The 25125-nt window shown below is 68.7% G+C and carries 23 protein-coding genes and 3 tRNA genes; 9 read left to right on the forward strand and 17 right to left on the reverse strand.

Annotated features, from left to right (window positions below):
- Positions 1-177 precede the first annotated feature (177 nt).
- The 7 genes from ABIB51_RS02355 to ABIB51_RS02385 form a co-directional block, all read right to left on the reverse strand.
- Positions 178-711 carry a hypothetical protein gene (locus ABIB51_RS02355; protein ID WP_354185091.1) on the reverse strand — a complete coding sequence of 178 codons (534 nt, stop codon included), beginning with the start codon at positions 709-711 and terminating at the stop codon, positions 178-180.
- A gap of 682 nt (positions 712-1393) precedes the next feature.
- Positions 1394-1822 carry a hypothetical protein gene (locus ABIB51_RS02360; RefSeq protein ID WP_354185093.1) on the reverse strand — a complete coding sequence of 143 codons (429 nt, stop codon included), beginning with the start codon at positions 1820-1822 and terminating at the stop codon, positions 1394-1396.
- Positions 1823-2036: 214 nt separating this feature from the next.
- A complete protein-coding gene (locus tag ABIB51_RS02365; protein ID WP_354185095.1) occupies positions 2037-2840 on the reverse strand; it encodes a CatB-related O-acetyltransferase in 804 nt (267 codons plus the stop codon).
- A gap of 214 nt (positions 2841-3054) precedes the next feature.
- A tRNA-Phe gene (locus ABIB51_RS02370) sits at positions 3055-3130 on the reverse strand.
- Positions 3131-3178: 48 nt separating this feature from the next.
- Positions 3179-3252 (reverse strand) — tRNA-Asp (locus ABIB51_RS02375).
- 95 nt (positions 3253-3347) lie between these two features.
- Positions 3348-3420: transfer RNA gene (locus tag ABIB51_RS02380), tRNA-Glu, on the reverse strand.
- A gap of 196 nt (positions 3421-3616) precedes the next feature.
- Positions 3617-4219, reverse strand: coding sequence for a LysE/ArgO family amino acid transporter (locus ABIB51_RS02385; RefSeq protein WP_354185097.1), 603 nt, complete (start codon positions 4217-4219; stop codon positions 3617-3619).
- 69 nt (positions 4220-4288) lie between these two features.
- Here ABIB51_RS02385 and ABIB51_RS02390 point away from each other — a divergent pair, with 69 nt between their 5' ends.
- From ABIB51_RS02390 to ABIB51_RS02410, 5 genes are all read left to right on the forward strand, one after another.
- Positions 4289-5170: an ArgP/LysG family DNA-binding transcriptional regulator gene (locus ABIB51_RS02390; RefSeq protein ID WP_354185099.1), complete on the forward strand. Its 882-nt coding sequence runs from the start codon at positions 4289-4291 to the stop codon at positions 5168-5170.
- Between the two features lie 89 nt (positions 5171-5259).
- Positions 5260-6267, forward strand: a complete 1008-nt coding sequence (locus ABIB51_RS02395) for a DMT family transporter (protein WP_354185101.1) — start codon at positions 5260-5262, stop codon at positions 6265-6267.
- 34 nt (positions 6268-6301) lie between these two features.
- The gene (locus tag ABIB51_RS02400; RefSeq protein ID WP_354185103.1) at positions 6302-6772 is read left to right on the forward strand and encodes a metallopeptidase family protein; all 471 of its coding nucleotides are present in this window, start codon (positions 6302-6304) and stop codon (positions 6770-6772) included.
- A gap of 10 nt (positions 6773-6782) precedes the next feature.
- Positions 6783-7715: a cation diffusion facilitator family transporter gene (locus ABIB51_RS02405; RefSeq protein WP_354185105.1), complete on the forward strand. Its 933-nt coding sequence runs from the start codon at positions 6783-6785 to the stop codon at positions 7713-7715.
- Between the two features lie 306 nt (positions 7716-8021).
- Entirely contained in the window at positions 8022-9503 is a 1482-nt protein-coding gene (locus ABIB51_RS02410; protein ID WP_354185107.1) for a C40 family peptidase, read from the forward strand.
- Positions 9504-9525: 22 nt separating this feature from the next.
- Here the strand turns inward: ABIB51_RS02410 and ABIB51_RS02415 are convergent, their stop codons facing one another.
- The 6 genes from ABIB51_RS02415 to ABIB51_RS02440 all read right to left on the reverse strand — a co-directional run bounded on the left by ABIB51_RS02415 (position 9526) and on the right by ABIB51_RS02440 (position 17314).
- Positions 9526-10338 carry an ABC transporter permease gene (locus ABIB51_RS02415; protein ID WP_354185562.1) on the reverse strand — a complete coding sequence of 271 codons (813 nt, stop codon included), beginning with the start codon at positions 10336-10338 and terminating at the stop codon, positions 9526-9528.
- Positions 10339-10402: 64 nt separating this feature from the next.
- The gene (locus ABIB51_RS02420; protein WP_354185109.1) at positions 10403-11425 is read right to left on the reverse strand and encodes an ABC transporter ATP-binding protein; all 1023 of its coding nucleotides are present in this window, start codon (positions 11423-11425) and stop codon (positions 10403-10405) included.
- Between the two features lie 42 nt (positions 11426-11467).
- On the reverse strand, positions 11468-12592 hold the full coding sequence (locus tag ABIB51_RS02425) for a LolA family protein (RefSeq protein ID WP_354185111.1): 1125 nt from the start codon (positions 12590-12592) through the stop codon (positions 11468-11470).
- Positions 12593-12685: 93 nt separating this feature from the next.
- Entirely contained in the window at positions 12686-13405 is a 720-nt protein-coding gene (locus tag ABIB51_RS02430; RefSeq protein ID WP_354185113.1) for a hypothetical protein, read from the reverse strand.
- A 111-nt stretch (positions 13406-13516) separates the two neighbouring features.
- Positions 13517-16237, reverse strand: coding sequence for a PEP/pyruvate-binding domain-containing protein (locus tag ABIB51_RS02435; RefSeq protein ID WP_354185115.1), 2721 nt, complete (start codon positions 16235-16237; stop codon positions 13517-13519).
- 42 nt (positions 16238-16279) lie between these two features.
- Complete coding sequence (locus ABIB51_RS02440) at positions 16280-17314, reverse strand: universal stress protein (RefSeq protein WP_354185117.1); 1035 nt, start codon at positions 17312-17314, stop codon at positions 16280-16282.
- Between the two features lie 507 nt (positions 17315-17821).
- On the opposite strand from ABIB51_RS02440, the gene ABIB51_RS02445 reads away from it, so the two are divergent.
- On the forward strand, positions 17822-18451 hold the full coding sequence (locus tag ABIB51_RS02445) for an FAD-dependent monooxygenase (RefSeq protein ID WP_354185564.1): 630 nt from the start codon (positions 17822-17824) through the stop codon (positions 18449-18451).
- A 12-nt stretch (positions 18452-18463) separates the two neighbouring features.
- On the opposite strand, the gene ABIB51_RS02450 is transcribed toward ABIB51_RS02445, so the two are convergent.
- A complete protein-coding gene (locus ABIB51_RS02450) occupies positions 18464-19141 on the reverse strand; it encodes a copper resistance CopC family protein (protein ID WP_354185119.1) in 678 nt (225 codons plus the stop codon).
- A gap of 110 nt (positions 19142-19251) precedes the next feature.
- Between ABIB51_RS02450 and ABIB51_RS02455 the strand changes: the two genes are divergently transcribed.
- Together ABIB51_RS02455 and hutG are read left to right on the forward strand one after the other, a co-directional pair.
- Positions 19252-20694 carry an NCS2 family permease gene (locus ABIB51_RS02455; RefSeq protein ID WP_354185121.1) on the forward strand — a complete coding sequence of 481 codons (1443 nt, stop codon included), beginning with the start codon at positions 19252-19254 and terminating at the stop codon, positions 20692-20694.
- Between the two features lie 228 nt (positions 20695-20922).
- A complete protein-coding gene (hutG, locus tag ABIB51_RS02460) occupies positions 20923-21882 on the forward strand; it encodes a formimidoylglutamase (protein ID WP_354185123.1) in 960 nt (319 codons plus the stop codon).
- Here hutG and ABIB51_RS02465 read toward each other — a convergent pair.
- Positions 21863-22489 carry a TetR/AcrR family transcriptional regulator gene (locus tag ABIB51_RS02465; protein ID WP_354185125.1) on the reverse strand — a complete coding sequence of 209 codons (627 nt, stop codon included), beginning with the start codon at positions 22487-22489 and terminating at the stop codon, positions 21863-21865. The genes hutG and ABIB51_RS02465 overlap by 20 nt on opposite strands.
- 67 nt (positions 22490-22556) lie before the next feature.
- Between ABIB51_RS02465 and ABIB51_RS02470 the strand changes: the two genes are divergently transcribed.
- Positions 22557-23051, forward strand: a complete 495-nt coding sequence (locus tag ABIB51_RS02470) for a cupin domain-containing protein (protein WP_354185127.1) — start codon at positions 22557-22559, stop codon at positions 23049-23051.
- A gap of 85 nt (positions 23052-23136) precedes the next feature.
- On the opposite strand, the gene ABIB51_RS02475 is transcribed toward ABIB51_RS02470, so the two are convergent.
- Together ABIB51_RS02475 and hutH are read right to left on the reverse strand one after the other, a co-directional pair.
- Positions 23137-23373, reverse strand: coding sequence for a hypothetical protein (locus ABIB51_RS02475; protein WP_354185129.1), 237 nt, complete (start codon positions 23371-23373; stop codon positions 23137-23139).
- Between the two features lie 151 nt (positions 23374-23524).
- On the reverse strand, positions 23525-25117 hold the full coding sequence (hutH, locus tag ABIB51_RS02480) for a histidine ammonia-lyase (RefSeq protein WP_354185131.1): 1593 nt from the start codon (positions 25115-25117) through the stop codon (positions 23525-23527).
- Positions 25118-25125 lie beyond the last annotated feature (8 nt).

The raw sequence follows: 25125 nt of genomic DNA on the forward strand, positions 1-25125 counted from the left end.
AGCTCCAATTCGGAGAGGGAATCGCCTCGGCAAGCCGTAGCAATCGTTCTTGGAATACCAAAGTGGGCGGCTGAGTGCGCCCTATGGACTCCGTGGGCCCTGAACCGAGCCGGTTTGACGCTTGGCGCCGGGATGTCCGCAACACTGCCCTTCAACACTGAGGGCCGTACGGCTCCGTCAGCAGTGGGTCTGCAACCAGCTGTCGATCGGGGCGATGGCCTTGTCGAAGTCATTGCCGTTGAACTTGGAAAAGTCCCGGCCGGCGTCGTCGGCGATCGATTTCAGCTTGTCGAAGGGTTCCTTGAGCTCTGCAGGCACCTGGCCTTGCATCTTCGCCAGAGCCTCTTTGGCTTTCTCCACATCGGCCGTGTCTTTGCCGATTGCGGCGGCCATCGGCAGGACCAGCACGGACAGTACCGTGGCGCTGACTGCTCCGCAGGCCTCCGAGATGCTGCCGAAGCCTCCCAGCCCGCCAGCGCCCGGGGCTGCGCTGGTGCTGCTTTCAACGCTCGGCGCGGCTGCCAAGGCCGAGACGTCCGGGGCGGCGGAGGTGCTGCTGGATGGCGGGGCCGTGGATGGCGAAGAAGTTGTCGGGACGGACGGTGATGTGCCGGGCGGCGTCGGACCTGAACACGCCGCAAGGGCCAGGGTGAGGAGTGCGGCCCCGGCAAGGAACACACGACGGCGGTTCCGCGACGCGATCTGTCCCATGCCTGCCCCTTCACGCAAATCCGGCGACACCCAGCAGGCCTAGGCTACCGCCGCGGGAACGCCGCTGAACAGGGCCCGCGTTGACTCATAGAAAACCTCCGCGTAGCCGGATACGTTGCCTCATTTGAAAACCTCCGCGTAGCGGCGTGGTTCGCGGTTGTGGCAGCGGATGCGGGTTATGCCCGTTTTCATGGAGCTAACGATGGCCCAGCGCCAAGCTGTGACGCAGGAAATCACTTTCACCCGCTCACGGCCAGGCAACAAAAACGACGGTGCCCACGTGGAGCAGAAGAACTGGGCCCGGGTCCGGGAACTGGTCGGCTACCTGCGAGCTGGACAAACTCAACGAGATCTGGGAGCTGGACCGCGTCTTCACCCACTTCCTGCCGGCCCAGCAGAAACTCATCGAAAAGCAGCGCCACCGGGCAAAAGTCACCAAGAAACACGACGCGCCTGCAACACCGCACCAAAGGGCAATCCGGCACAAGAAAATGCCACAACGCCCGATCATCCAGATTTCAATGAGGCAACGAAGGCCGCCCTCCGGAGGTTTTCAAATGAGGCAACAAATCACTCCCCCCGGAGGTATTTCAATGAGGCAACAGGGGGCCTGGGAGCCCTGTTCCTGCGGCGTTCTGCGGCGTTCTGTGGCGTTATCCCTGCGGGCGCGGCGGTGGGGGCGCTAGGCGCAGTTCGCCGCGAGCCAGGCTTGCACCGGGGCCATGGCATCCTGGAGCTTGCCGCTGGAGAAGACGGTCTGATCCTTCACCCCGGCGACGGCGACCTGGCTGAGCCTGGCGAAGTCGGCCTTAATGGAGTCCGGGACCATGTCCGCCGTCCGCGCCAGTTCGTTCTTGGCCTGCTCCAGTTCGGCCGTCTTGCCCTGGGCGGCGGAGAGCGGCAGCAACGTGGCGCCGGTGGCCTGTTCGGAGATCTGCGCGCAGGCCGCGGCCGCCGTCGGGAATTCGCCGTACGGGCCGGAGGATTTACTCGGAGTCGCAGCCGCCGCGGAGGGAACGGGAGTGGCGGCCGCGGACGACGGCGTGGTGCCGGCCTGGGGTGCGGAGCAGGCGGTGAGTGCCAGGGCCGCGAAGAGGACGGTTACGGTCAAAGGGCGTGCAATATTCTGCAAAATCACGGTTCAGGAGTCACTTTTCGGTTGAGACGGTGCCGCCGGCACGTTTCAGCGCTGCCGGCGGCGTTGGCGTTCTTTCCCCAGCGTGCGAGTCTAGCCGCTGGCTGGCCCGGCTTCTCGCCGGCGGAACTCCTAGCCGGCCAGGCTCCGGCTGCTGAGCCGCTGATACAGCGCCCCGCGTCGTGAAGTGTCAGGAATCCACAGCCGCAGTGTCGGGGGCGGGCACGGTGAACCGGTCGAACTCGTAAGGGCTCACATTGCCGGCAGCAATCCCGTCCATCAACTCGGTGAAGTCGGTGTCTACGGACGCGAAGACTTCGCGCGGGTCGTAGTTCCACCATTCGCTGCTCAACAAGCGCTCAATGGTTTCTCCATCGAAGCGGTACTTGATGATCTTTGCGGGGTTGCCGCCGACAATCGCGTACGGCGGCACATCCTTGGTGACGGTGCTGTTGGACGCCAGGATCGAGCCTGTCCCGATTCCGATGTCCATGGACATGGTCACGTTCGAACCGATCCACACGTCGTGTCCGATCCGCGGGTACGGCTTGTCCGTTGTGGAGTAGCTGGCCGCGTGGTCTTTGATCGCGTCGGTCACGAAGTCCTTGAAGAGGGCGTTTCGCGGCCGGAAAGTCATGGCTGAGGTTGTCAGCAGGTCCATGGGATGGCTGGAGTCGATGAACCGGAGCCCTGCCGAGATGGAGCAGTACCGGCCGACGTTCAGCCCGTCAGGCAACCCTGAGTAGGAGTACGTGAAAGCTCCCACGGAAGCCAGCCCGGAGGACCGCCGGCCGCCGACCATGGGCTTGTACTGGCCGCCATAGAATCCGACGTTCTGCTCGATGACGACGTCGTTGAAGAACGTAAGTTCCTCGCCTTCACGCAGCCAGCCGTACGCGCCGCCTTTCGGTGCCGGGCAGTTGTACTTGAGCAGAATCGACTTCTCAAAAAGCCCCTGGGTGAACGCAGGTGTGACAGGAACTCGGGTTTGCATCCCTAAATCTTACGTGGGCGCAGGTGGGCTCACGTCACATGCGGGGCCTCGGGCTGCCCGGCAGCGGCGCATCGGGCTCGGGGAAACAGCATCCGTGTGGATCCATCGATTGCTCCGTAACCGCCCTTATGGGCCGTCTAAAGGGCAGTTACGGAGCAATCGATGGGCGTTAAAGAAGAAAAGCACCAGCTCTAAAAGAACTGATGCTTCCCAGTGGTGGCTCCGACCGGCGTCGATCCGGTGACCTTTCGATTTTCAGTCGAACGCTCTACCAACTGAGCTACAGAGCCTAGGTGACGTGTCACCATGACAGCCGGAATTTCTTCTGGCAATCAGAGCGACCCTGACGGGACTTGAACCCGCGACCTCCGCCGTGACAGGGCGGCGCGCTAACCAACTGCGCTACAGGGCCTTGCTTGTTTCTTGCTGTCTGCAGTATCGCTACCGCAATTTTTCAAGGCCTTTAGCCTACCAGACTTTCACATCCGGCTTGACCAGTTCCTTGCGTACCCCCAACGGGATTCGAACCCGTGCCGCCGCCGTGAAAGGGCGGTGTCCTAGGCCGCTAGACGATGGGGGCCAGAACGCCATCCGGTAAAACACGATACAAACAAGGGCAAAAATTAAGGGCCGAAGCCTTTCGTTTTTGTCCTTTCGGGTTCCTCCGAACTGGACTATAAAAGTGTAGGGCCTACTTTCCGATTATCCAAAATCGACTGGCGCGCCGCCTCCGGGGGCGGTCCACGGGGCCGTCAGCGCCGGTCCCGGCGCCGGACTCAGGCCGCGAGCACCACGGCGAGCGTCACCATGACCAGGGCGATGCCGGCGTCGAGCACCCGCCAGGCATTGCGGCGCTGGAACAGCGGGGCGAGGAACCGGGCGCCCGCACCGAGCGCGGCGAACCACGCGATGCTGCCCAGCCCCGCGCCTGCGGCAAACCACCAGCGGCCTTCGGCGCCGTGGGTGCCCGCCAGGGAACCCAGCAGCAGGACGGTATCCAGATAGACGTGCGGGTTCAGCCAGGTCAACGACAGGCAGGTGCCCAGGGCGGCCAGCCACGTCCCGCCTTGCCGGACCCCGGGCTGGGCCGGCTGGGATCCGCGTATGGCGCGGGCGGCGGCGAGGATTCCATAGACCAGCAGGAAGGCAGCACCTGCCCAGCGGACGACCTCGAGTACCGCGGGGGCCCACTCAATCAGGACGCCGATGCCGGCCACCCCCAGCACGATCAGGACGAGGTCCGACACCGCGCACACGGCAACGACCAGGAGGACATGCGAGCGCAGGATGCCCTGGCGGAGGACAAAGGCATTCTGGGCGCCGATGGCGACAATGAGGGACAGCCCGCTGGCCAGGCCGGAAAACGCGGAAAGGATCACCCGTTCCACGCTAGACGCCGCACGTACATGAGACCAGTTAATCATTCTGCTTCAACATAAGATCAGCTAATGATTGACATCCATCCCGACCAGGCCCGGACGCTGGCGGCCATCGTCGCCCACGGAAGCTTCGAGGCCGCGGCCAGCCACTTGTCGGTCACCGCCTCGGCCGTCAGCCAGCGCGTTCGGGCCCTGGAGGCAGCGGTCGGCCGCCCGGTGCTGCGACGGACCCGGCCCATCGAACTCACTTCCTCGGGGCAGGCCGTGGTGCGCTTTGCCCGCCAGCTGGACATGCTCTCCGACGATCTGGCCGAGGACCTGCAGCCCGGAGCCGCCGGCCACGGAATCCGGCTGACCCTCGTGATCAACAGCGATTCGCTGCACACCTGGGCGCTGCCCGGTCTGGCCGCGGCGGCAGGCACGGTCCAGCTCGAGATCTTGCGCGAGGACCAGGATTATTCGCTGGACCTCCTGCGCAGCGGCGCCGCCGCGGCCGCCATCACCACCACGGCCAAACCCGCGCCCGGCTGCTCGTCCCGCCGGCTGGGCGTCATGCGCTACCTGCCGGTCTGCAGCCCGGACTTTGCCGGGCGCTGGTTCGACGCCGGCGTGAGCGCGGACAGCCTGGCCGCGGCCCCGGTCATGGTCTTTGACCGCAAGGACGATCTCCAGGACCGCTACCTGCGCAAGATCAGCCGGAAGTCCCTGCAACCGCCGCGCCACTACGTCCCGGCCGCCCACGAATTCGGCGAAGCCATCCGGCTGGGAATGGGCTGGGGGTTGATGCCCGAAATCGAAACTGCGGCCGACTTGGAGCACCGTCGGCTCAGTGTCCTGGCCCCCTCGAGCCACGTCGACGTGCCGCTGCACTGGCAGCAGTGGCGGCATGGATCGGCCGCCCTGGACGGGGTGGCCTCGGCTATCCAGGACGCGGCGCGCGTGCTCCGGTGAAGCAGCCCGCCCGCTGACTGGCAGGAAATCGACTAGAAGTGACCGATTTCCGCCAGCCGAGTGCCCGCCACACGGGCTAGATTGGCAGCATGGCTACAACCGCCCATACAGGCTCCCCGAACCCGGAAAGTACCCGCCGGGACACCACGCAGCCGGACAGCACCCACGAAGTGCCGCCGCCCGCTGCCACCACCAAAACCCCTACACCGCCGCTCCGCCCCGGCCAGATCAGCAGGCTCGGCATCGCCGCCGTCGTGGTCACCGTGGTGCTGTGGGCGTCCGCGTTCGTGGGGATCAGGGCCGTGGGCCCCAGCTTCTCCCCCGGCTCCCTGACGCTGGGCCGGCTGGCGATTGCCGCCGTCATACTGGGACTCGTTGTGCTGCCCAAGCTCCTGAAAATCAGCAACCTGCCCAAGGGCCGCGAGTGGTGGCCCATCCTGGCCTACGGCGTCATGTGGTTCGGCGGCTACAACGTCGCCCTGAACGCTGCCGAGCATCTCCTAGACGCCGGCACGGCTGCCCTGCTGATCAACGTCAATCCGATCCTGGTCGCCGTCATGGCCGGCGTGATCCTCAAGGAAGGGTTCCCGCGCTGGCTGATCATCGGCAGCCTCGTCGCGTTCGGCGGTGTCGCCGTGATCGCAGTCGGTTCCGGGCAACGCTCGACGGCGGACGTCGCCGGCGTGCTGCTGTGCCTCCTCGCCGCCGCCCTTGCCGCCGTCAGCGTGATCGTGCAGAAACCCGTGCTGCGCAAGTTCCCGGCCGCCCTGGCCACCTGGTTCGGCATCATGGTCGGTGCCGTCTGCTGCCTGCCGTTCAGCGGCCAGCTGATCAGCGAACTCCAGGCCGCTCCCCTGCCGGCCACGCTGGGCCTGGTGTACCTCGGCATCTTCCCAACCGCCATCGCCTTCACCACGTGGGCCTACGCCCTCTCGCTGATCGACGCCGGCCGGCTCGCGGCCACCACCTACCTTGTGCCCGGCACCACCATCCTGATCTCCTGGTTCGTACTGGGCGAAATCCCCACGATCTGGGGCCTGATCGGCGGCGTGATCTGCCTCGCCGGCGTGGCGCTGACCAGGCGCAGGTCCCGCTAGGGTTCACGGCCGGATCCGGGGCTAGAGTTCAGCTATGCCCGCTTCCCTGCCGCCCGGCCTCCCGATCGTCCCGCACGGTCCTCACGACGACGACCACACCGGCGCTGGCGGGACCGGCGGCGGCCAGGACCCGGGTCCGTTCCCGATGTCGGAGGACGAGTTCGACGCCGCGGTCACCGACGCCCTGGACCGGATCCCGCCGGAGCTGGCAAAAACCATGAACAATGTGGCGGTCTTCATCGAGGACGATTACACACCGCAGCCGGGCGAGGATCCGGACACCGTGCTGCTGGGCCTCTACGAGGGTGTGCCGCTCACCGAACGGGACTCCTGGTGGGACGCCGGCTCGCTGCCGGACCGCATCACCATCTACCGCCAGCCCATCCTGGATATCTGTGCCTCCCGCGAGGACGTCATCGAGGAGGTCACCGTGACGGTGGTGCACGAGATCGCCCACCACTTCGGCATCAGCGACGAGCGCCTGCACGAGCTCGGCTGGGGATAGCCTTGTAGCCATGGGACATGACCACAGCCACTCGCACGGCATCACGGCCTCTGGCACCAGCACAGGGAAGCACCGGAAGCGCCTGGTCGCCGTCCTCGCCATCACTCTCGCCGTCGTCGTCATCCAGCTCATCGGCGCCCTCGTCTCGGGATCCCTTGCCCTGCTCGCCGACGCCGGACACATGCTGTCCGACGCCGCCGGCGTCTTCATCGCGCTGCTGGCCGCCTGGATAGCCACCCGCCCGGCGAGTGACCAGCGCACCTACGGGTACCAGCGCGCCGAGGTCCTCGCGGCGCTCGCCAACGCGCTGGTGCTGATCGTCATTGCGGTGCTCATCTTCACCGAGGCCATCCGCCGGCTCGGTTCGACGCCGGAAGTGCACACCGACATCATGCTGGCCGCCGCCGTCCTGGGCGCCGTCGCCAACCTCATCTCACTGCTGATCCTCCGGGGCGCACAGAAGGAAAGCCTCAATGTCCGCGGCGCCTACCTCGAGGTGCTGGGGGATCTACTCGGCTCCCTGGCCGTCATCGCCGCGGCGATAGTCATCATGATCACCGGCTACCAGGCGGCGGATACCTTCGCCTCGATCCTGATTGCGTTCATGATCCTGCCGCGGGCCTGGCACCTTCTGCGCGACGTCGTGGACGTGCTGCTCGAGGCCAGCCCCAAGGGTGTCGACGTGAAGCTCATCCGGGAACACATCCTGGCCGTCGACGGGGTGGTGTCCGTCCACGACATCCACATCTGGACCATCACCTCCGGCATGCCGGTGTTCTCCGCCCATGTGGTGGTGGAGGACGCCGCCCTGGGCGCGCGCGGCGCCGACCGTGTGCTGGACAAGCTCGTCACCTGCCTGGGCCAGCACTTCGACACCGAACACTGCACGTTCCAGCTGGAGCCCGTCACGCACGCCGAGCACGAGGCCCGCCAGCACGCCTGAGCCCGGCCGGCCGGCCTCCGACCCTTTTCCGGTCCTTTTCCCGGCCCAGCTTGCCCCTGCCCTGCATTGTCCTGCCGTGCCCCGCCCCGCTTGCCCTGCCCTACATTGCCACGTACGGCTGCCGACACACCCCGCCGAAATGTGACCAAATGACACTGTTGTTGTTTATGTTATTGATGTGACCAATGTTGCCAAAGTGGCCGTTGGCACGTAGCCTCGTCTCTGCTGGGTGATCCGCAGAGGGCCTTTCCATGGGTCGATTCCGATCTCGCTCGCTCCAGCCCGACCCCGCAGCGAGGATTACCCATGAGTTGGACCGGATCCGGCCGAAATACCGTTGTGCTCTGCACCGCCGTCGCCCTTCTTGGCTCGCTGGCCCTGCCGGCGCAGGCCGCTCCCGCTGCACCGTCCCCCGCGCATGTCTCTGCGGCACCGGGGTCCCTGGCCCAGCTGTTCCGCGTTCCGGCGTCGCCCGAGGTGCCGTCACCGGAAGAGATCGCCGCCGCCAAGTCCACTGAAAGTGCCACGGCGGACCAGGTCACCAGGATCGACCGGATCCTGGCGGATGCCGCGGCAGCGCAAGAAGCCACCCTCGCCACCTCTCTGCAGGCCAACAACGCCTACAGCGACGCCCTCGTGGAACTCCAACTCCGGCGTGATGCAGCCGAACTTGCTGCCGCCAAGGCCGCCGCAGCCGGCGCCGAGCAGCAGAAGACCCGGAAACAGATCGGCCAGCTGGCCGGCGACCTCTACCGCAACGGCGGCCTGAACCCCGCCCTCAGCACGTTTGTCAGCGGCAACGGCCAGGCGCTCCAGCAGGCCGCCACGCTCGAGGCCGTAACGGCCGGCCGCACGCGGGCCTTCCAGGCAGCGGAGACCGCTGCTGTTGCCGCGGAATCGCTAACGGCAGCCGCGGACGAGGCCAACCACGCGGCGGACGACGCCGCCCGGACTGCGGAATCCCGCAAGCTCGACGCTGAGCGTGCCAGCGACGCCCAGCGGAAGGCCGTGTCCGAGGCCCAGGCCCAGCGGACCGTGCTGGTGGACCAGCTCGCCAACCTCAAGAACACCACCGTGGCGCTGGAATCGGCCCGCGTCGACGCCCTCGACCGGCAGCGGCAGCAGGAACGGCTCGCCGCCGTGACCGCCGCGGCCGCGCAGAGCCAGTCACCGCAGCCGGACCGGTCAGATTCCCCTGCCGCCGGGCCTGCGCCCGAGTCACCGGCCGCGCCCGCCGCCGCACCGGCCCCGGCACCCGTGGCTGCACCCGCGCCAGCCCCGGTGGAAGCACCCGCCCCCGCACCGGCGCCGGCGCCGGTAGAAGCTCCCGCACCTGAACCTGTCCAGGCTCCCGCTCCCGCACCCGCACCCGCTCCCCTTCCCGCGCCGGTGCCGGCGCCGGCACCCATTGCGGGCGGGTCGAACCAAACGGCCATCTCGGTGGCCCTCGGCAAGGTCGGCGCCCCGTACTTCTACGAGTACGGCGGAACCGGAGCCCGTGGCTTTGACTGCTCGGGGCTGGTCCAGAACGCGTTCGCCGCGGCCGGCAAGTACCTTCCGCGCACGGCTGCCCAGCAGTTCGCCCAGGCGCCCGTCCACGTTCCCCTCTCCCAGGCCCGGCCGGGCGACCTCCTGGTCTGGGGCTCAGCCCCTGGTTTCTACCACGTGGCGATCTACCTCGGCGGCGGACGCGTGGTTCAGGCCCTGAGCCCGAAAGATGGCATCACCGTGACGGACCTCGCGTACATGTCAGGGATGCAGCTGCACCCTTACGCCGCCCGGTACTGAGCCTCCGCGGGCGGCCGCCCCGTCATGACAGCACGTCCTTGGTGATGAACCTGCCGTAGGCGAGAGCGCCGAAGACGGCGACGTACCCGCCCTGCAGCACCGCATTCACGGCGAAGGAGTCCCAGGAAACGGGCTGGCGGAGCAGGTCCGCGAAGTCCAGCCAGTAGTGGCTGAACAGCCAGGGATGCAGCCACTCCAGCTGCGGCAGGGCATCGAGCACCTGGGAAACCACCGAGAGCACCACGGTGGCCGCCATCGCCCCCACCGGAACATCCGTGAGCGTAGACATAAACAGGCCGATAGCCGAAAGCCCCATCAACGACACTGCAAGGTAGCCGGCGATGAGCAGGAGCCGCACCAGCGCCTCGCCCGCCCCGACGGTGCCACCCGACAGCAGCGTCACCGGCCCGACCGGGAAAAGTAAGGTACCGATCCCCGCCCCGACCACCGCCACCAGCAGCGGGGCCGCGACGGCGAACGCCGCCGCGCCCGCGTACTTCACCAACAGCAGCCGGATCCTGCCGGCGGGGGCCACCAGAAGGTAGCGCAGGGTCCCCAGCCCGGCCTCGCCGGCCACGGTGTCCCCTGCCACCACGCCCACAGTCAGGGGCAGGAACAACGGAACGGAAACGAGCATCGCGGTGAGGCCGACGAACAATCCGTTCTGCGTGATCCGGTCCAGGAAAGCCGGGCCGCGGCCCGGCGCAACCGTGGAGGAGACCCGCACCGCCACGGCAATCAATATCGGGATGGCGGCAAGGGCGCAGAGCATTGCCCAGGTCCGGCCGCGCCGGAACAGCACACCCAGCTCAGACGCGAGCAGGCCGCCGCCCAGTCCCCCGCCCCTGGCCCCGCGCCGGACTGCCGCTGTTCCTGGCTGTTCATCACGGGATACGGATTTACTGGACAACGTCGAACCCCTCCCCGGTCAGTGCCACAAAGCGTTCCTCGAGGCTGACCTGTTCCGTCGCAAAGCCCCGGACCCGGACGCCCGCGGCCACCAGGGCGGCGACCACCGCCTCCGGTTCCACTCCGCCGTCGGCGGAACCGGTCGGGAGCGGTGCGAAGAGCACCTCGCCGGCCGACCCGTCTCCGGAAGGTCCTGCTCCGGACGAGCCGCGGGCGGGGCTGCCGCCGTCGGCGTCGACGGTCAGACCCAGGCCGGCCAGCACCTGGACTGCCGCCCCGGCGTCGGGGGTCAGGACCCGCAGCCGGGCCTGCCCGGCCTGGCGGAGCTCCGCCAGGGTTCCCTGCGCCACCAGCAGGCCAGCGCTCATGATGGCCGCGTGGGTGCAGATCTGTTCAACCTCGGCCAGCAGGTGGCTGGAGACGAACACCGTGGCGCCGTCTGCCGCGAGCGAGCGCACCAGGTTCCGGACTTCGCGGGTCCCCTGCGGATCCAGGCCGTTGGTGGGCTCGTCCAGGACCAGGAGTTCGCGGGGAGCCAGCAGGGCGTTGGCGATGCCGAGCCGCTGCTTCATGCCCAGGGAGTAGGCGCGGACCTTCTTGCCGGCCGCGTGTGTCAGGCCCACCCGTTCCAGCGCTGACCGGACCCGGGCCTTCCGGGTGCCGGCCGAACCGCGCGGGTCCGCGGCGTCGAAGCGGTGCAGGTTGGCCTCGCCGGACAGGAAGGGGTAGAACGCCGGTCCTTCCACGAGGGCGCCGACGCGGGGCAGCACCTCATGCAGTTGCCGGGGCATCTCCTGGCCCAGCAGGCGCACGGAGCCGCCGGTTGGTGCGGCGAGTCCGAGCATGAGCCGGATGGTGGTGGTTTTGCCCGAACCGTTGGGCCCCAGGAAACCAAAAACGGAGCCTCGTGGCACGGCCAGATCGACGTTGTTGACGGCGAGCTGGTGGCCGAACCGTTTACTGAGGCCGTGCGTCTCGATGCTCAGCCCGGCATCCGGAACGACGGCGGTCACGGGCGGGTCACCGGGCAGTCACCGCGCGCAGCCACTGCGCGGTCAGCCCTTGGCGGCGGACTGGAGCCGTTCCAGTGGCACGGAACCGGCGAAAACGCGCCCGTCGTCGAGGATCAGGACGTTCACCAGCGCGGTGGAAATGAGCCTGCCGCCGGGTACGGGGGTTGCTGCCTGCTCCAGCATTGCCGCGGCGCCGGAGGGTGTGCCGTCGGATAGCCCGCGGTCAGGTGTCGGCGGGGCGCCTGGTTCGGGTGCCGCCAGCGCTCCGGCCGGGAGCTGGACGACTGATTCCCAGCCGGTTCCGGTGACGGTTGGCCGTGTGGCGCCCTTCGATGCGGGAGCCTTGTCCGGTTTCGGCAGGGAGCCCGGGTCCTTGCGTTCCTGGACCGGCATTTCCTTGACGGTGGCCCCCGGCGGCGGCGTGAACTCGAAGACGGAGGGGTCGGGCGCGTCGAGGGAGAGATTGGTGAACGCGAACCGGAAGGCCGGTTCGGACTGGCCGCGTGCCTTGAGCTCGACGCCGAGCGGGAGCCCGCTCGCGCCGTCAACCGAGATCGCGATGGATCCCAGCAGCGTCACCGCGGACTTGGGGGTAAGAACGAGGTTGTACGCGGCCCGCCCCGCCACCTGGACGTCCGGCCCGACCGTCACCTCCGTGGTCTGGTCGAGCTTGGCCAGCAGGGTGCCTGCGAGCTCCTCCGGTGTCCGCAGGGTTCCCGGCGTGGTCCGGTGCTGTTCGGTGGCGGCGGGAAGCTGTGCGTGGGCGGCCGTGTTGTCCTTGGAGTTGTAGAACCAGAGCTCCTTGCCGTGCTTGATGGCATTCCGCTCCGCCATCCGGTCCATGATCTGGACACGGGCGTTCTCCGGCCCGTCGAGGTAGACGCGGGCGGTGTGCGGGCCGGTCAGCAGCTCCAGCCAGGCCATGTCCGTGGCCCCTGACTCCGGCCCGGACTTCGGCAGCTGCGGCAGGCCGAGCTCGGAACTCTGCTCCAGGGTTCCCGAGAGGGACTTCTCCTGGTGCTGGGCGATCAGCAGCAGGACCTGCTGCGGCGTCTTGGCCGGCAGCGGATCCCCGGCGCTCGCGGGAAGCGAGCCCACCAGCACACCCCCGGCGATCACGGCGGGAACGGCCACGGCGGGAATCCAGCGCAGCCATCTGCGGGTCATAGCGACCGCGCTCCAACATTGCAGCTCATGCCTCAACAATACGCCCGCAACATCCCGGCATCACCCTTCCACGGGGCATCGGCGAGGGGACGGCTACGGCAGCACGGACAGGGTCAGCTCGACTGCTCCCAGCAGGAGCGCCAGGACCGAGGTCCCGAGCCCGGCGACCAGCAGCAGCCCCGGGTGGGCGAGCCCCAGCACCACCCTCCTGAGCCGCGGCCTGCTGCGCAGGTACTTTTTCGGCACCCGGGCGTCGTCCGGCTCCTGTTTCCAGCCGCGGATCCGGCGGAGGAACCAGGCGCACCGGATGATGAATGCCAGCCACAGCACTGAGACCACGAGGGGAATAGCGGCCAGCAGCAGGTTGAATCCCAGCAACGTGACCTCCCGCTCCGAGGCGCCGATGAGCGACTGGATGGAGGTGGAGATGGAGGCGCTCATGACCACCGAGAGGCCCCAGACGAGGAACGCCGCAATCAGGGCAAGGAAGCGGACGAAGAAATGGCCCAGCACCGATTCCCGCCGCGGCTTCAGGAATCTGCGCGGGGTGGCATGCAACAGTGCGAGGGTCGTCAGCAGAGTGGGGAGGGCCGCCATCCCGACGATGATGTACCAGGACCAGCCGGCCAGATCCAGGAATTCATCAGCGACGATCAGGGCGGCCCAGAATCCCGTCCAGACCCAGCCGGCCGTGAGCGGACGACGCACCAGCCAGGCGGGCAGCCACGGGTCATCGATGCCGGGCGACGGCGGTTGCGGAGGGGGCGCGGCCGCGGCCGGCGTCCGGGCTTCCGGGTCCTGCGCTTCACTCATGGCCCCACTGTAGCGAGGCCCGGACCCAGGCGAAGGGATCGGTCCCGGAAAGGGATCGGTCCCGGAAAGGGAACGGCTCCCCGGGAAGGGAACGGCCCGGGTTTGGTGCGGTCAGCCCGGCACGACGGTGCCGGCGGCGCCGTCGACCGTGACGCTTTGCCCGGTGACAAGCAGGGAGGTCGCCTCCGGAACGCCCACAACGGCGGGAATTCCGTATTCACGGGCGACGACGGCGCCGTGGGAGTTGGGGCCGCCCATCTCCATCACGAGTCCGCCCGCCGTGAGGAACAGCGGCGTCCAGCCCGGATCAGTGGACGGCGCCACGAGGATCTCGCCGGGTTCCAGGCGCGCCCCCTGCGGGTCCAGGATGACGCGAGCCGGGGCGGTGACGATGCCGGCGGACGCCGGCGATCCCCGCAGTGTGCCGGCCGCTCCGGCGTCTGGACCGGTGGCGGGCGCCTGCACCGCCTCGGGCTCGGTGCCGTCCGAGAGCAGTACCCGGGGAATGTGCCGGCGGCCGAGTTCGGCTGCATAGGATTCCCGCCGCAGGTCGACGAGGCTGTGCAGCGGCTTGCCGGCCAATCCCTCCCGGGCTTCGGCCAGCTCCAGGAAAAAGATGTCATCGGCCGCGCTGATGCGTCCCGCGGCGGCCAGCTCCGTCCCGACGATCGCGAGCTGCTCCCGTACCGCTGCCAGGGCCTCAACGAGGCGGTATTTCGGCAGCTCGCGCAGCCCGGCAAACATGCGGGTGCGCTTGAGTGCGGCGCGGACCAGCGCGCCCCGCAGCCGGCTCCGCTCCCCTGCCACGGCGGCGAGCCTGACCACGTGCTGCTCGGCCTCGCGCGCGGCCTTGCTGAACTGCCGGTCCGGGGCCAGGGCGGGATCCTCCAGCCGCAGGTAATTCGCCAGGACACCGAGGATATGCGCAGGGTCATCGGACCAGCGGGGCACCCCGAGGTCGATTTCGGCCACCGCCCGGTGCCCGTAGCGGCCCAGGAACCCTGCGAGCCCCGATTGCAGGACGGCGGGAAGCTCGTGGCCCCGGTAGCGGCGGACCAGCTCCGGGAGCGCGGTTTCGGCAAATACCGCGGCGGATGCGGTGTCGGCCCGGATGGCGGCAGCGAGCTGCCAGAGGGCCAGGTCCATCTCCGTGGTCACGTTGTTGGGCAGCCCCCGCAGGACCGCCTGCAAATCCCCGGGTTCGGCGCGGCTGCCAAGCAGTTTTCCGGCGGCCGCCAGCAGCGCGAAGCCGAGGGCGGGAAGGGGGACGACGTTCGGGATGACGGTAAAGAGCTCCCGGCCCAGGATGCGCTCGGCGTGGTCCAGCCGCTGCGCCGGCGTGGAGTCCGCCGGCACGGCGAGGGCGGCTCTGAACCGCGCACCGAACTGGTCAACGTGGCGCAGGGCCGCCTCCGGGCGGAACAAGGCGCGGAGCAGCGACTCGGGGACGCGGGCGCGGGCGGCCACGGGGACGACGTGTTTGAGGACCCGCCACGGGGAGCTGATGGTGACGGAGAACCGTGGATCCTCGAAGAGCCTGCGCAGCACGGCCGCGGAACGGGCCTCCATCACGTCGAACACCCGCGGGACTATCGCCCGTCCCGTTGAGCTGCGGATCACCGGGGTCAGGTCGAAGAAAATGCGCTGCCCCGCATGGACGTAGGGGGAAGGGCCGTCAGCCGGTACGGGGACGTCGAAATGCGCCGCCTTGGCCACGGAAGAGGCAATCAGCCGGAACCCGGCCAGTCCCATCGGGGTCAGCGGGCGGGTGAGGCCCTGGGCCAGGCTGAAGCACAGGTAGACCCGCAGCCCCGCCCCGGACGGCGCCTTCTCCGGGAGCGGGTAGAGCGTGGTGATGGGGCGGGACTGGGTCAGCCATGCCGTGCCGGCCCCGTCAATGGCCCACTCAAGATCCTGCGGCGAGCGGAAATGGACTTCCGCGCGGCGGCCGAGCCGCTCCAGCGCGGCCAGCTGGGCGTCGGTCAGGCAGGGGCCGGATCCGCCCAGGGGCTGTTCAATCCGCTCGGTTCCGCCGCCGGTCAATGCCCGGATCGCGACGGCCTTGCTTCCGATGCGGCGCTCCAGGATCTTTCCGGTGGCTCCGTCCACGACGAAGTGGTCCGGGTTGACCGCGCCGGAGACCACCGCCTCGCCGAGCCCGGGGCTGGCATCGATGACCGCCTCGTGCCGCCGTCCGGTCACCGGATTGGCGGTGAAAAGTACGCCGGCGACGGCGGCGTCCACCATCGTCTGGACAACGACGGCCAGCGCCACGGTCGAGGGACTGATTCCATGGGTGGCGCGGTAGCTTACGGCCCGGTCCGTCCACAGCGAGGCCCAGCACTGGCGGACGGCGGCAAGGACCGCGTCGGCGCCGACCACGTTGAGGTAGGTGTCCTGCTGCCCGGCGAAACTTGCGAAGGGCAGGTCCTCGGCTGTCGCGGAGGACCGTACTGCAACCGGGGCGTCCGCCCCGAGGGCCAGGTAGGCGGCCCTGACGGCGTCGGCTATCCCGGCGGGGACCGCAGCGCCCAGGGCCAGGCCGCGGGCGGCTGCGGCCAGCCGGGCAAGTGCCGGAAGGTCATCCGGGGCGGTTGCGGCGAGTTCCTGGTGGATCTGCTCCAGCCCCGCAGGCTCCATGGCCTGCCGGTACGCCTCCGTGGCGACGCAAAAGCCGCCCGGCACCGGCAGCCCGGCGCGCAGCAACTCGCCCAGGTTGGCTGCCTTCCCGCCGGCCTCGGAGAGCATGTCCTTGCTGATCAGTTCCAGCCGCAGCACCAGCTGCTGCTGCGGCTTATGGCCCGGGGTGCCCGGGCTGCGGAGCTGCTCCATCCGGCGGCCCTCCCTTCGGCCCGGAATCACGGGGCCTGTCAGTCAGTCGCCGAGGAGAGGTCCGAAGCTTGCCCTGTCAGCCAGCCGCGGGTCGTCCCGGTCCGGGACCACCATGACGGGGCCTTTGGCGTGGTGCAGGATGCCGTCCGACGTCGAGCCGAGCAGCATTCCGGCGAACCCGCCGCGGCCGCGTGTCCCGACCACCACGAGTTCAACGTGGCGGCTGGCCTCGACCAGGATGTCGACCGGGGAGCCGTCCACCAGCTGGGTCTGCACCGGCAGCCGGGGGAAGTGGCTCTTGAGCCAGGCCACGCCCGCGTCGAGCTGGACCTTGATATCGGCGAAGAGGGCTTCGCGGTCCATCGGGGCCGGCACCCAGGCCAGCGACCCGTTGTACTGGGGCACGGCGCACACCACGCGGAGCGGAGCCGAGAGCCGCTCGGCCTGAGCCGCGGCCTCCAGGACAGCCACGCGGGCCTGTTCGGAGCCGTCGACGCCGACGACGACGACGTTCTCGACCAGCTGGTGGCCGGACTTCGCCCGTTCGGCCAGGACGTGCTTGTCGTCGGTGGTTTCGCCGAGACGGTCGGCGCAGATCAGCGGCACGGTGACCGTGGGGCATTTCGCGTGGGCCGGCAGTGCGCTGCTGACCGAGCCGAGCAGCCGGCCGACAAAGCCGCCGCGGCCGCGGGTGCCGAAGACCAGCAGCTCCGCGGTCTCGGTCATTTCCAGCAGCACGCCGGACGCGTCGCCGTTCTCGACCGAAGCGTCGACGTCGATGTTGTAGCCGGCGACCTTGTCCAGGGCCTGCTTCAGGATGGCTTCCGCCCCTTCCCGGATCACCGAATCGTCCACGGTGGCGTAGCCGCCGTCGAGCCCCGATGCGGCGAAGATCGGTACGGAGTACGCGGTCACGATGTGGAGGGGCCGCTGGCGGCGCTCGGCCTCGCGGGCCGCCCAGACAAGGGCACACTGACTGTGGTCCGATCCGTCGACACCTACCACGATCCCCCGCGGCGCGGATGGTCCGCTGCCGCTGTCTTCTGCACGGTCCCGGTGCACCTGTTCTCGGCCCATGGGGTCCGCCTCCTCGCGATTCTTGCCTGATGTTGCGGCTATTCTGCCAGAGGTGTCGGTGTGCAGCGTCCGCATGCACCGTTCACCGGCGTCGCGCCCCGGAGTCTGCACGCTGGAACCCTTGGTTTTCCCAACTATTCTCGGTTAATCGGCAACTGGCAAGGTGGCCTCCGGGCGCTGTGCGGCGGCTGTCCTGAGGCTGCCGGGCGGCTGTCCGGAGAAGGATTTACACAGTGTTAACACGGTGTCCGGCGGGGCCGGATCCCGGGGTTTCCGGCCGTTCCGGAGTGAAAAATCCCGGTAAATCCGCGGCCCGAACGAATGTTCGGCTGACCCTATCCCCGGCAGGAAATGTTAGGTAGTCTACGAGGCATTGCTGAACCGAGACTCGTGTTTCAGAACGCAGCTCCGCACCGGGGCTGGCGTCCGGACCGGGTCAACGGAAAAGTGTTTGGGGTATGGCCCCGGAACTGGCACCATTCGAGAAGGGACCCTGCCGTGTTGAGCATGCCTGTGCATGGGGGCATCGAGCGGACCACCGCTGTAATCATCGGCACGGGACTGTCGGGCCTGGCAGTTGCCAGCGAACTCCAGCGCCGAGGCGTGGACTCGATCATTGTGGACGGCCTCGATCTGCTGGGCGCGGGCCATCCGGCCAATACCTCGTCCCTGCAGCGGTGTGACGCGGCAGATGCCGCCACGCTGCGGGAACGCAACGAAATCCTGCGGCATCTGAGGAACTACGCGACGAGCCACAAGCTGGACGTCCGCACCAACATCAGGGCCCTGCAGCTGGACCACCTCGACGCCGGCGATTCCGAATTCCCCACCCAGCAGTGGGCCGTCCGCACGCCGGGCGGCGTCCTTCTGGCGGACCACCTGGTCCTGACCCGCTGCGCACACAGCCAGCTGCGCCGGATGCTCTCCCAGCTCGGCGTGGCCGTCGGGCAAAACCTCATGGCAGCCATGCACGCGCTGGGCATGTATCTGGTGGGCGTGGGCGGGCTCATCACCCCCACACCCAAGGAAGTACTGCGGCAGGCCAAGGTTGTAGGCAGCGCCATCTCCGCCAAGGTCCATCCCGGCGGCTTTCCGTCGGCGTTGTCCGGCGGCTTTGCCCTCGCTGCCCCGGCCTGAGCGGGCAGGCGTTCAGCGGCCGCCGTCGCGGGCCTGATCCGCGGCGTCCGGTTCCGCGTCACCGCCGCCGGTGGCCTTGCTGTCCTCGTTGCCCGGGGCGAGGCGCCGTTTGGCCATCACCGCCAGGGCGACCAGGATTCCCACGGCCGTTCCGATGAAGATCACGAGGCTCCAGGGGAACGGTTCGGATCCGCCCGGCGCCGGGGCCGGCGTCGCTGTTGTGCCCGGCTGTGGCGTGGTCAGGGTGGGGACCGCAGGGGCCGCCGTCGACCCGGCCGCAGCTGAACCGCCCGCCGTCGAACCGTCCGCGTCTGCCGTGGCGGTGAAGGTGAAGGTTCCCTCGATCGGGTGCCCGTCGGAGCTGGCCACCCGCCACGCCACGGTGAACACGCCCGCGGGGGCGCCCGGCTTGAGCTTCTGCGAGGCGACGTTGTCCACGATCTCGACGCCGCCGTCGGACCAGTTGCTTCCCGCAGCGTCAGTGACCAGGATCTGGGACCCCAGCGCCAGGGGGTTCTTGTTGAACGTGACGGAGACCGTTTCCGGCGGCGTCGCCACCGTGGCGCCGGCGGCCGGACTGGTGGACTCCACGGTGTCGTGGGCCGAGGCCGGGGCGGCGGCACCGAGCAGGGCGGCGGCGAAGATCATGGCCCCGAGCAGGGCGCTCAGGAGCTGTCGGATCGGGCGCATGGGTTGGCTACTCCTAGTGTTGGCTTGCTTACAGACTAGGCGAAATTGCCGGGCCGGCTGATGTGCGGCCAATAGGATTCAAGTACCCACCCATTTCTCCCGGAGGACTAATGCTCAAGCAGGGCTCTGCACTCGACCGGTATTTCAAGATTTCCGAGCGGGGGTCGAACTTTTCGCGCGAGATCCGGGGAGGGTTCGCCACGTTCTTCGCCATGAGCTACATCGTGGTCCTGAATCCGCTGATCCTCTCCGGTCCCGATTCCTCCGGCGCCACCCTCGGTTTCCCCGCCGTCGCCGCGGTCACCGCGTTCGTCGCAGGCATCCTGACGATCCTGATGGGGGCCTGGGCCAAGCATCCCTTCGCGCTGGCAACCGGCCTGGGCGTCAACGCCTTCGTCGCCGTCACGGTGGCCACCAACCCCGGCCTGACGTGGCCGGACATGATGGGCCTGGTGATGCTCTCCGGCATCACCATGTTGATCCTGGTCCTCACCGGTTTCCGGACCGCCGTGTTCAAGGCCGTCCCGGAGGGCCTGAAGACCGCGATCGTGGTGGGCATCGGCCTGTTCATCGCGCTGATCGGACTGGTCAATGCCGGCTTTGTCCGCCGCATCCCGGACGTCGCCGGCACCACAGTTCCGGTCGGCCTGGGCTTCGACGGCAAGCTCCTGGGCTGGCCGACCCTCGTTTTTGTCTTCGGCCTGATCCTGACCATCGCGCTCGTGGTCCGCAAGGTGAAGGGTGCGATCCTGATCGGCATCGTCACGTCGACCATCCTGTCCGTGATCCTGGAATTCACGCTGCACATCGGCCCGAGCTTTGACGGCACGAATTACAACCCGCAGGGCTGGTCCCTCGTGGCGCCGGCGTTCTCCGAATGGGCTGCCCCCGACCTGTCCCTGATCGGCAAGGCCAACCCGCTGGGCGCCTTCGAACACCTCGGCTTCGTCGCGGCGACGCTGCTGGCGTTCGTAATCCTGCTGAGCATCTTCTTCGACGCCATGGGCACCATGGTGGGCCTGGCCACCGAGGCCGGCACCATCGACAAGGACGGCAACATCCCCAACGTTGACCGCGTGCTCCAGGTGGACGCCCTCGGCGCGATCATCGGCGGCGGCGCCTCGGTCTCCTCGAACCAGATCTACGTCGAATCCGGTGCCGGCATCGGCGAGGGCGCCCGCACCGGGCTGGCCTCGATCGTCACGGGCCTGCTGTTCCTCGTCGCCATGTTCTTCACCCCGCTGATCAACCTTGTGCCGTTCGAGGCCGTGGCTCCGGCACTCGTCGTCGTCGGCTTCATGATGGTCGCCCAGGTGGGCAAGATCGACTGGCAGGACTGGGGCATCGCGATTCCGGCGTTCCTGACCTTCACGCTGATGCCGTTCACCTACTCGATCGCCAACGGCCTGGGCGCCGGCTTCATTGCCTTCGTCCTGATCCGCACCTTCGAGGGCCGCGCCCGCGAAGTACACCCGCTGATGTGGGCCGTGGCGGGCGCGTTCCTGCTGTTCTTCGCCATCGGCCCGATCGAAGCAGCGCTCGGCATGCACTGACGCCAGCACCCGCGCCGTCCCTTCCGCCGAGATGACATTTCACGGCAGTGTTTCCCGGACAGTGCCGTGAAAATGTCTCCCCACCCACGCCCTAACCTCGCAAGCTCTGTCAGGGAACCCTTCGGGCGCGGGCCCTCTCGGCGCTGTTTAAGCATGGTTTCCGGGATTCCGGACAGCTCGACGGCGGCGCTGCTGGTTTTCCGGGCCGGGCTGCGGTGAGCTAGGGGCATGGTTTCTCCCGCGCTCTCCGTTGATGTCCCGCCGCAGCCGTGGACCGGCCGGTTCGACGGCGACGGAGCCGAGCACCGCCGCTGGTGGCAGGCCGTCACCCCGTACAGTCCCCGCACAGTCCCGGCGGCCTCCTCCGGTGCGCGGCCCGCCGTCCTCCTCGGCTTCGGCAGCGACGCCGGGGTGCGGCGCAACAAGGGCCGCACGGGCGCCGCCGCCGCTCCCACCGCCATCCGAGCCGCGCTCGGCCCGCTCGCGTTCCACCTGTCCCGGGACGTGCACGACGCCGGGGACGTCACCGTGGCCGGGGACGCGCTGGAGGCAGGGCAGGCCCGCGCCGGACTCGCCATCACCCGGCTGCTCGACGCCGGCCGGCTTCCCGTGGTGTTGGGCGGCGGGCACGAGACCGCCTTTGCCAGCTACCTTGGCGTGGCCGGATCCGCGGCGGTCCGGGAAGGACTCCGCGTGGGGGTGCTGAACCTCGATGCGCACTTCGACCTCCGCGACGAGCCCGTGCCCAGCTCCGGCACCCCGTTCCTGCAGATGGCCCGGGCGGAAGCCGCCGCGGGCCGCGAACTGCAGTACGCCGTCGTCGGGATTTCCGAGCCGAACAACACCCGGGCCCTGTTCCGCACGGCCGCGGACCTTGGGGTGGACTACCTGCTGGATGAGGACTGCTCGGCGGAGTCCGCGCACACCTTTGTGGCGGCTTTCCTGGCGCAGGTGGACGCGCTATACCTGACCATCGATCTGGACGTGCTGCCGGCCGGGGTGGCCCCGGGAGTGAGCGCGCCGGCGGCCTACGGTGTGCCGCTGCCGGTGATCAGCGCCGTCTGCCGGCAGGTGGCTGCGAGCGGGAAACTCCTGCACCTGGACATCGCCGAGCTGAACCCGGCGTTCGACATCGACGGCCGCACCGCCAAGGTGGCCGCCCGGCTGATCACGACGCTGCTGGGGTAGGCGGCGGTCCGGACGCCAGGGTCCGGGCCAGCAGGGCTTGCGCGGACCAGCGCATCGACGCCACCGCCTCTTCCCGCGAGAGCCCGCCGATGTCCGTCAGCCAGACGAGGGACTCAATCCCGATGGCACTGCGGATGGCCACGGCCAGCGCCCGGAGCCCGGCTTCCGGGAAACTGTCCCGCAGCGGCTGCAGCGCCTCCTCGATCCAGGCGATCGCACGCCCCTGCCGCAGCGGCAGCGGCGCCGCCTGTTCCCCCGGCCCGCGCTCGAGCGAGAGCCTGAGCATGGTCCGCTGCTGCCCCTCGGTGGCGACGATCAGCCGGGTAAATTCCAGCACGACGGCGTCGAGCCGAGCCGCCGGATCCTCCGGCGGCTCCGGCGGCAACAGGGACGCGCGGGCGGTCTCCGGATGGGCCGCAGCCAGGAGCTCACGCTGGCCCGGGAAGTAGCGGTAGGCGGTACTCCGTGCGATCCCGGCCGCCGCGGCGGTGCCGTCCACAGTGGGGGCCTCCCCGGCAGCCACGGCCTCGCGGGCGGCAGCCACCAGCGCCTCAAACGTGCGGCGCTTCTGCCCCGCCCGGCCGGCGTCCTGATAGGGGGTTGACATGGATCTTATGGTACCCGAGTCTTGTTATGGGACGCCAGTCCCATAAGTAAGTGGAAGAGGCGATCCTATGGAAACGGTCAGCAGCCCGGCAGCCATCATCCGCGCGGAAGGCCAGGGCGAGCGGCGCTGGTTCTTCGGCGGCGGAGTCCACACCTGGAAAGCCAGGGCGGCGGAGACCGGCGGCGCATTCCTTCTCTTCGAGGACGAGATGTCCGGGGACAAGATGACACCGCTGCACGCGCACCCCGATTCCGACGAGACCATGTACATCCTCGAGGGCGAGATCCTCATGCACATGGACGGGAACGAGCACCGGATCGGCCCCGGCGGGCTGGCCGTGGCACCGCGGGGCGTTCCGCACGCCTTTCTGGTGCTGTCCGAATCCGCCCGCATGCTCTGCCTGCACACCCCCGGCTGCTGCGAGGCCTTCTACTGGGACGCCAGCACACCTTGCTCCCCCGCCGACCCTCCCGGCGACGTGGACTTCGGCAAAGTCCAGGACTCGGCACGCAGGAACGGCGGGATCGTGCTGCTGGGCCCGCCCCCGTTCGCGGCCCACTAGCAGCGCCGGACGTAAGGCCCCTGAACGCAGAAAGTCCCCACCAGGCCGGGGCCGTGGCGGGGACTTTCTGGTAATACAGTTGCGGCTAGCTGCGGCGCACCTGGACGCCGTCGGACTTCAGGAAAAGCTGCGTCTCGGACGGGCCCGCCGGGACCAGCCAGAGCACGTTGCCGCTCACTGAGACTTCTTCAACTTCACCTGCCGCCAAAACCTGTGCGTGCTTGAGGATTTCGACCCGGTCTCCGGCCTTGAGGCTCCGCCAGTCGGAAACCGTGGTGGTGGATGCCAGGCGCCTGGACATAACAGTCCCGCGTGCTTTCATTGAACTTCTACCCCTTTGTATATGTTCCTTGTCACAACTTCATTGGTGTGGCTCTCCATTAGTACTACAGTTCCCGGGCCCCCGCTGGCCGTGTTGCAGAGTATTTCGGGGGCGCCGGAAAATGTTTACGGAAACTGCATTTTGTTTTCCCTCAGGCGAGATTCCCGACGGCGGATTCGGCCGCCGCACGGACCTTGCCCGAGGCGACCAGCAGGTCCGCCGCCTCGAGTTCCGGTGACAGGAACCTGTCGGTGCCCGGGCCGTCGACGACGTCGCGCAATGCGGCGATCACGGCGGTGCCGGCAGGGCCCGGGGTGAGCTCTCCGTCGGAGAGCTGGGTGCGGATGTCGAGGGCGCGGGCCGAGGTCACGAGTTCGATCGCCAGGACGCGGCGCAGATTCTCGACGGCGCGGCGGAGCTTGCGGGCCGCGTGCCAGCCCATGGAGACGTGGTCCTCCTGCATCGCGGAGCTCGGGATCGAGTCCACCGACGCCGGGACGGCCAGCCGCTTGTTGTCCGAGACGAGCCCGGCCTGGGTGTACTGGGCGATCATGAGGCCGGAATCGACGCCGGGGTCCGCGGCCAGGAAGGCCGGCAGTCCGTGCGAGCGGGCCGGGTCCAGCATCCGGTCGGTCCGGCGCTCGGCAATGGAGCTCAGGTCCGCGACGGCGATGGCCAGGAAGTCGAGCACATACGCCACCGGTGCGCCATGGAAGTTGCCGTTCGAGCTGACCCGACCATCCGGCAGGACCACCGGGTTGTCGATCGCCGCGGCGAGTTCGCGGGAGGCGACCATGGCAGCGTGGTCCACGGTGTCGCGGACGGCGCCGGCCACCTGGGGTGCGCAGCGCAGCGAGTAGGCGTCCTGGACCTTGGTGTCGTTGATCCGGTGTGAGGCCACGATCGGGGAGTTGGACAGGACCCGCAGCATGTTGTCTGCGGAAGCGGCCTGGCCGGGGTGCGGGCGCAGCGCGGCGTGCAGCTCGGGCAGGAACACCTGGTCGGTGCCGAGCAGCGCCTCGACGCTCAGCGCGGCGGTGATGTCCGCCGTCGTGAGCAGCTGGCGGATGTCCGCGATGGCCATCAGGAGCATGCCGAGCATGCCCTCGGTGCCGTTGACGAGGGCCAGGCCCTCCTTCTCGGCGAGGGTGACGGGTTCAATCCCGTGCGCGGCGAGGAGCTCGGCGACGGGACGGCCGCCCCTGGCGCCGTACAGCTCGCCGTCGGGGCCGGTCGCTTCGCCTTCGCCCATCAGGACCAGGGCGCAGTGCGAGAGGGGCGCGAGGTCGCCGGAGCAGCCGAGCGAGCCGAATTCGCGGACCACCGGGGTGATGCCGGCGTTGAGCACGTCCACCATGGTCTGCAGCACCACCGGGCGCACGCCGGTGCGGCCGGAGGCGAGGGTCTTGGCGCGCAGGAACATGATGCCGCGGACCACTTCGCGTTCCACGGCCGGGCCCATGCCGGCGGCGTGGCTGCGGATGAGGGATTTCTGCAGCTGGGTGCGCAGCTCGTTGGGGATGTGCCGGTTGGCAAGGGCGCCGAAGCCGGTGGAGATGCCGTAGGCCGGAGTCGCGCTGTGGGCGAGGTCGTCGATGTGGGCCCGGACTTTGGCGACGGCGTCCAGGGCGTCCTGGGCGATGGTGACGTGGGCGTCGTGGCGGGCGACGGCGACGACGTCCTCGGGCGTGACGCCGCTCGAGCCGAGGGTGACGGTGAGCGGTGAGTGGGTGGTGATAGTCATTATGATGC

It is taken from the genome of Arthrobacter sp. UYCu712 (assembly GCF_040547005.1).
In the GTDB taxonomy this organism is placed as follows: domain Bacteria; phylum Actinomycetota; class Actinomycetes; order Actinomycetales; family Micrococcaceae; genus Arthrobacter.

Coding starts and splice junctions, on each gene's coding strand:
- hutG (WP_354185123.1), top strand. CDS start 20,923: ATGGTTTCTCCCGCGCTCTCCGTTGATGTCCCGCCGCAGCCGTGGACC.
- hutH (WP_354185131.1), bottom strand. CDS start 25,117: ATGACTATCACCACCCACTCACCGCTCACCGTCACCCTCGGCTCGAGC.
- ABIB51_RS02355 (WP_354185091.1), bottom strand. CDS start 711: ATGGGACAGATCGCGTCGCGGAACCGCCGTCGTGTGTTCCTTGCCGGG.
- ABIB51_RS02365 (WP_354185095.1), bottom strand. CDS start 2,840: ATGCAAACCCGAGTTCCTGTCACACCTGCGTTCACCCAGGGGCTTTTT.
- ABIB51_RS02410 (WP_354185107.1), top strand. CDS start 8,022: ATGAGTTGGACCGGATCCGGCCGAAATACCGTTGTGCTCTGCACCGCC.
- ABIB51_RS02465 (WP_354185125.1), bottom strand. CDS start 22,489: ATGTCAACCCCCTATCAGGACGCCGGCCGGGCGGGGCAGAAGCGCCGC.
- ABIB51_RS02445 (WP_354185564.1), top strand. CDS start 17,822: ATGCCTGTGCATGGGGGCATCGAGCGGACCACCGCTGTAATCATCGGC.
- ABIB51_RS02450 (WP_354185119.1), bottom strand. CDS start 19,141: ATGCGCCCGATCCGACAGCTCCTGAGCGCCCTGCTCGGGGCCATGATC.
- ABIB51_RS02425 (WP_354185111.1), bottom strand. CDS start 12,592: ATGACCCGCAGATGGCTGCGCTGGATTCCCGCCGTGGCCGTTCCCGCC.
- ABIB51_RS02455 (WP_354185121.1), top strand. CDS start 19,252: ATGCTCAAGCAGGGCTCTGCACTCGACCGGTATTTCAAGATTTCCGAG.
- ABIB51_RS02390 (WP_354185099.1), top strand. CDS start 4,289: ATGATTGACATCCATCCCGACCAGGCCCGGACGCTGGCGGCCATCGTC.
- ABIB51_RS02475 (WP_354185129.1), bottom strand. CDS start 23,373: ATGAAAGCACGCGGGACTGTTATGTCCAGGCGCCTGGCATCCACCACC.
- ABIB51_RS02470 (WP_354185127.1), top strand. CDS start 22,557: ATGGAAACGGTCAGCAGCCCGGCAGCCATCATCCGCGCGGAAGGCCAG.
- ABIB51_RS02395 (WP_354185101.1), top strand. CDS start 5,260: ATGGCTACAACCGCCCATACAGGCTCCCCGAACCCGGAAAGTACCCGC.
- ABIB51_RS02435 (WP_354185115.1), bottom strand. CDS start 16,237: ATGGAGCAGCTCCGCAGCCCGGGCACCCCGGGCCATAAGCCGCAGCAG.
- ABIB51_RS02440 (WP_354185117.1), bottom strand. CDS start 17,314: ATGGGCCGAGAACAGGTGCACCGGGACCGTGCAGAAGACAGCGGCAGC.
- ABIB51_RS02430 (WP_354185113.1), bottom strand. CDS start 13,405: ATGAGTGAAGCGCAGGACCCGGAAGCCCGGACGCCGGCCGCGGCCGCG.
- ABIB51_RS02405 (WP_354185105.1), top strand. CDS start 6,783: ATGGGACATGACCACAGCCACTCGCACGGCATCACGGCCTCTGGCACC.
- ABIB51_RS02400 (WP_354185103.1), top strand. CDS start 6,302: ATGCCCGCTTCCCTGCCGCCCGGCCTCCCGATCGTCCCGCACGGTCCT.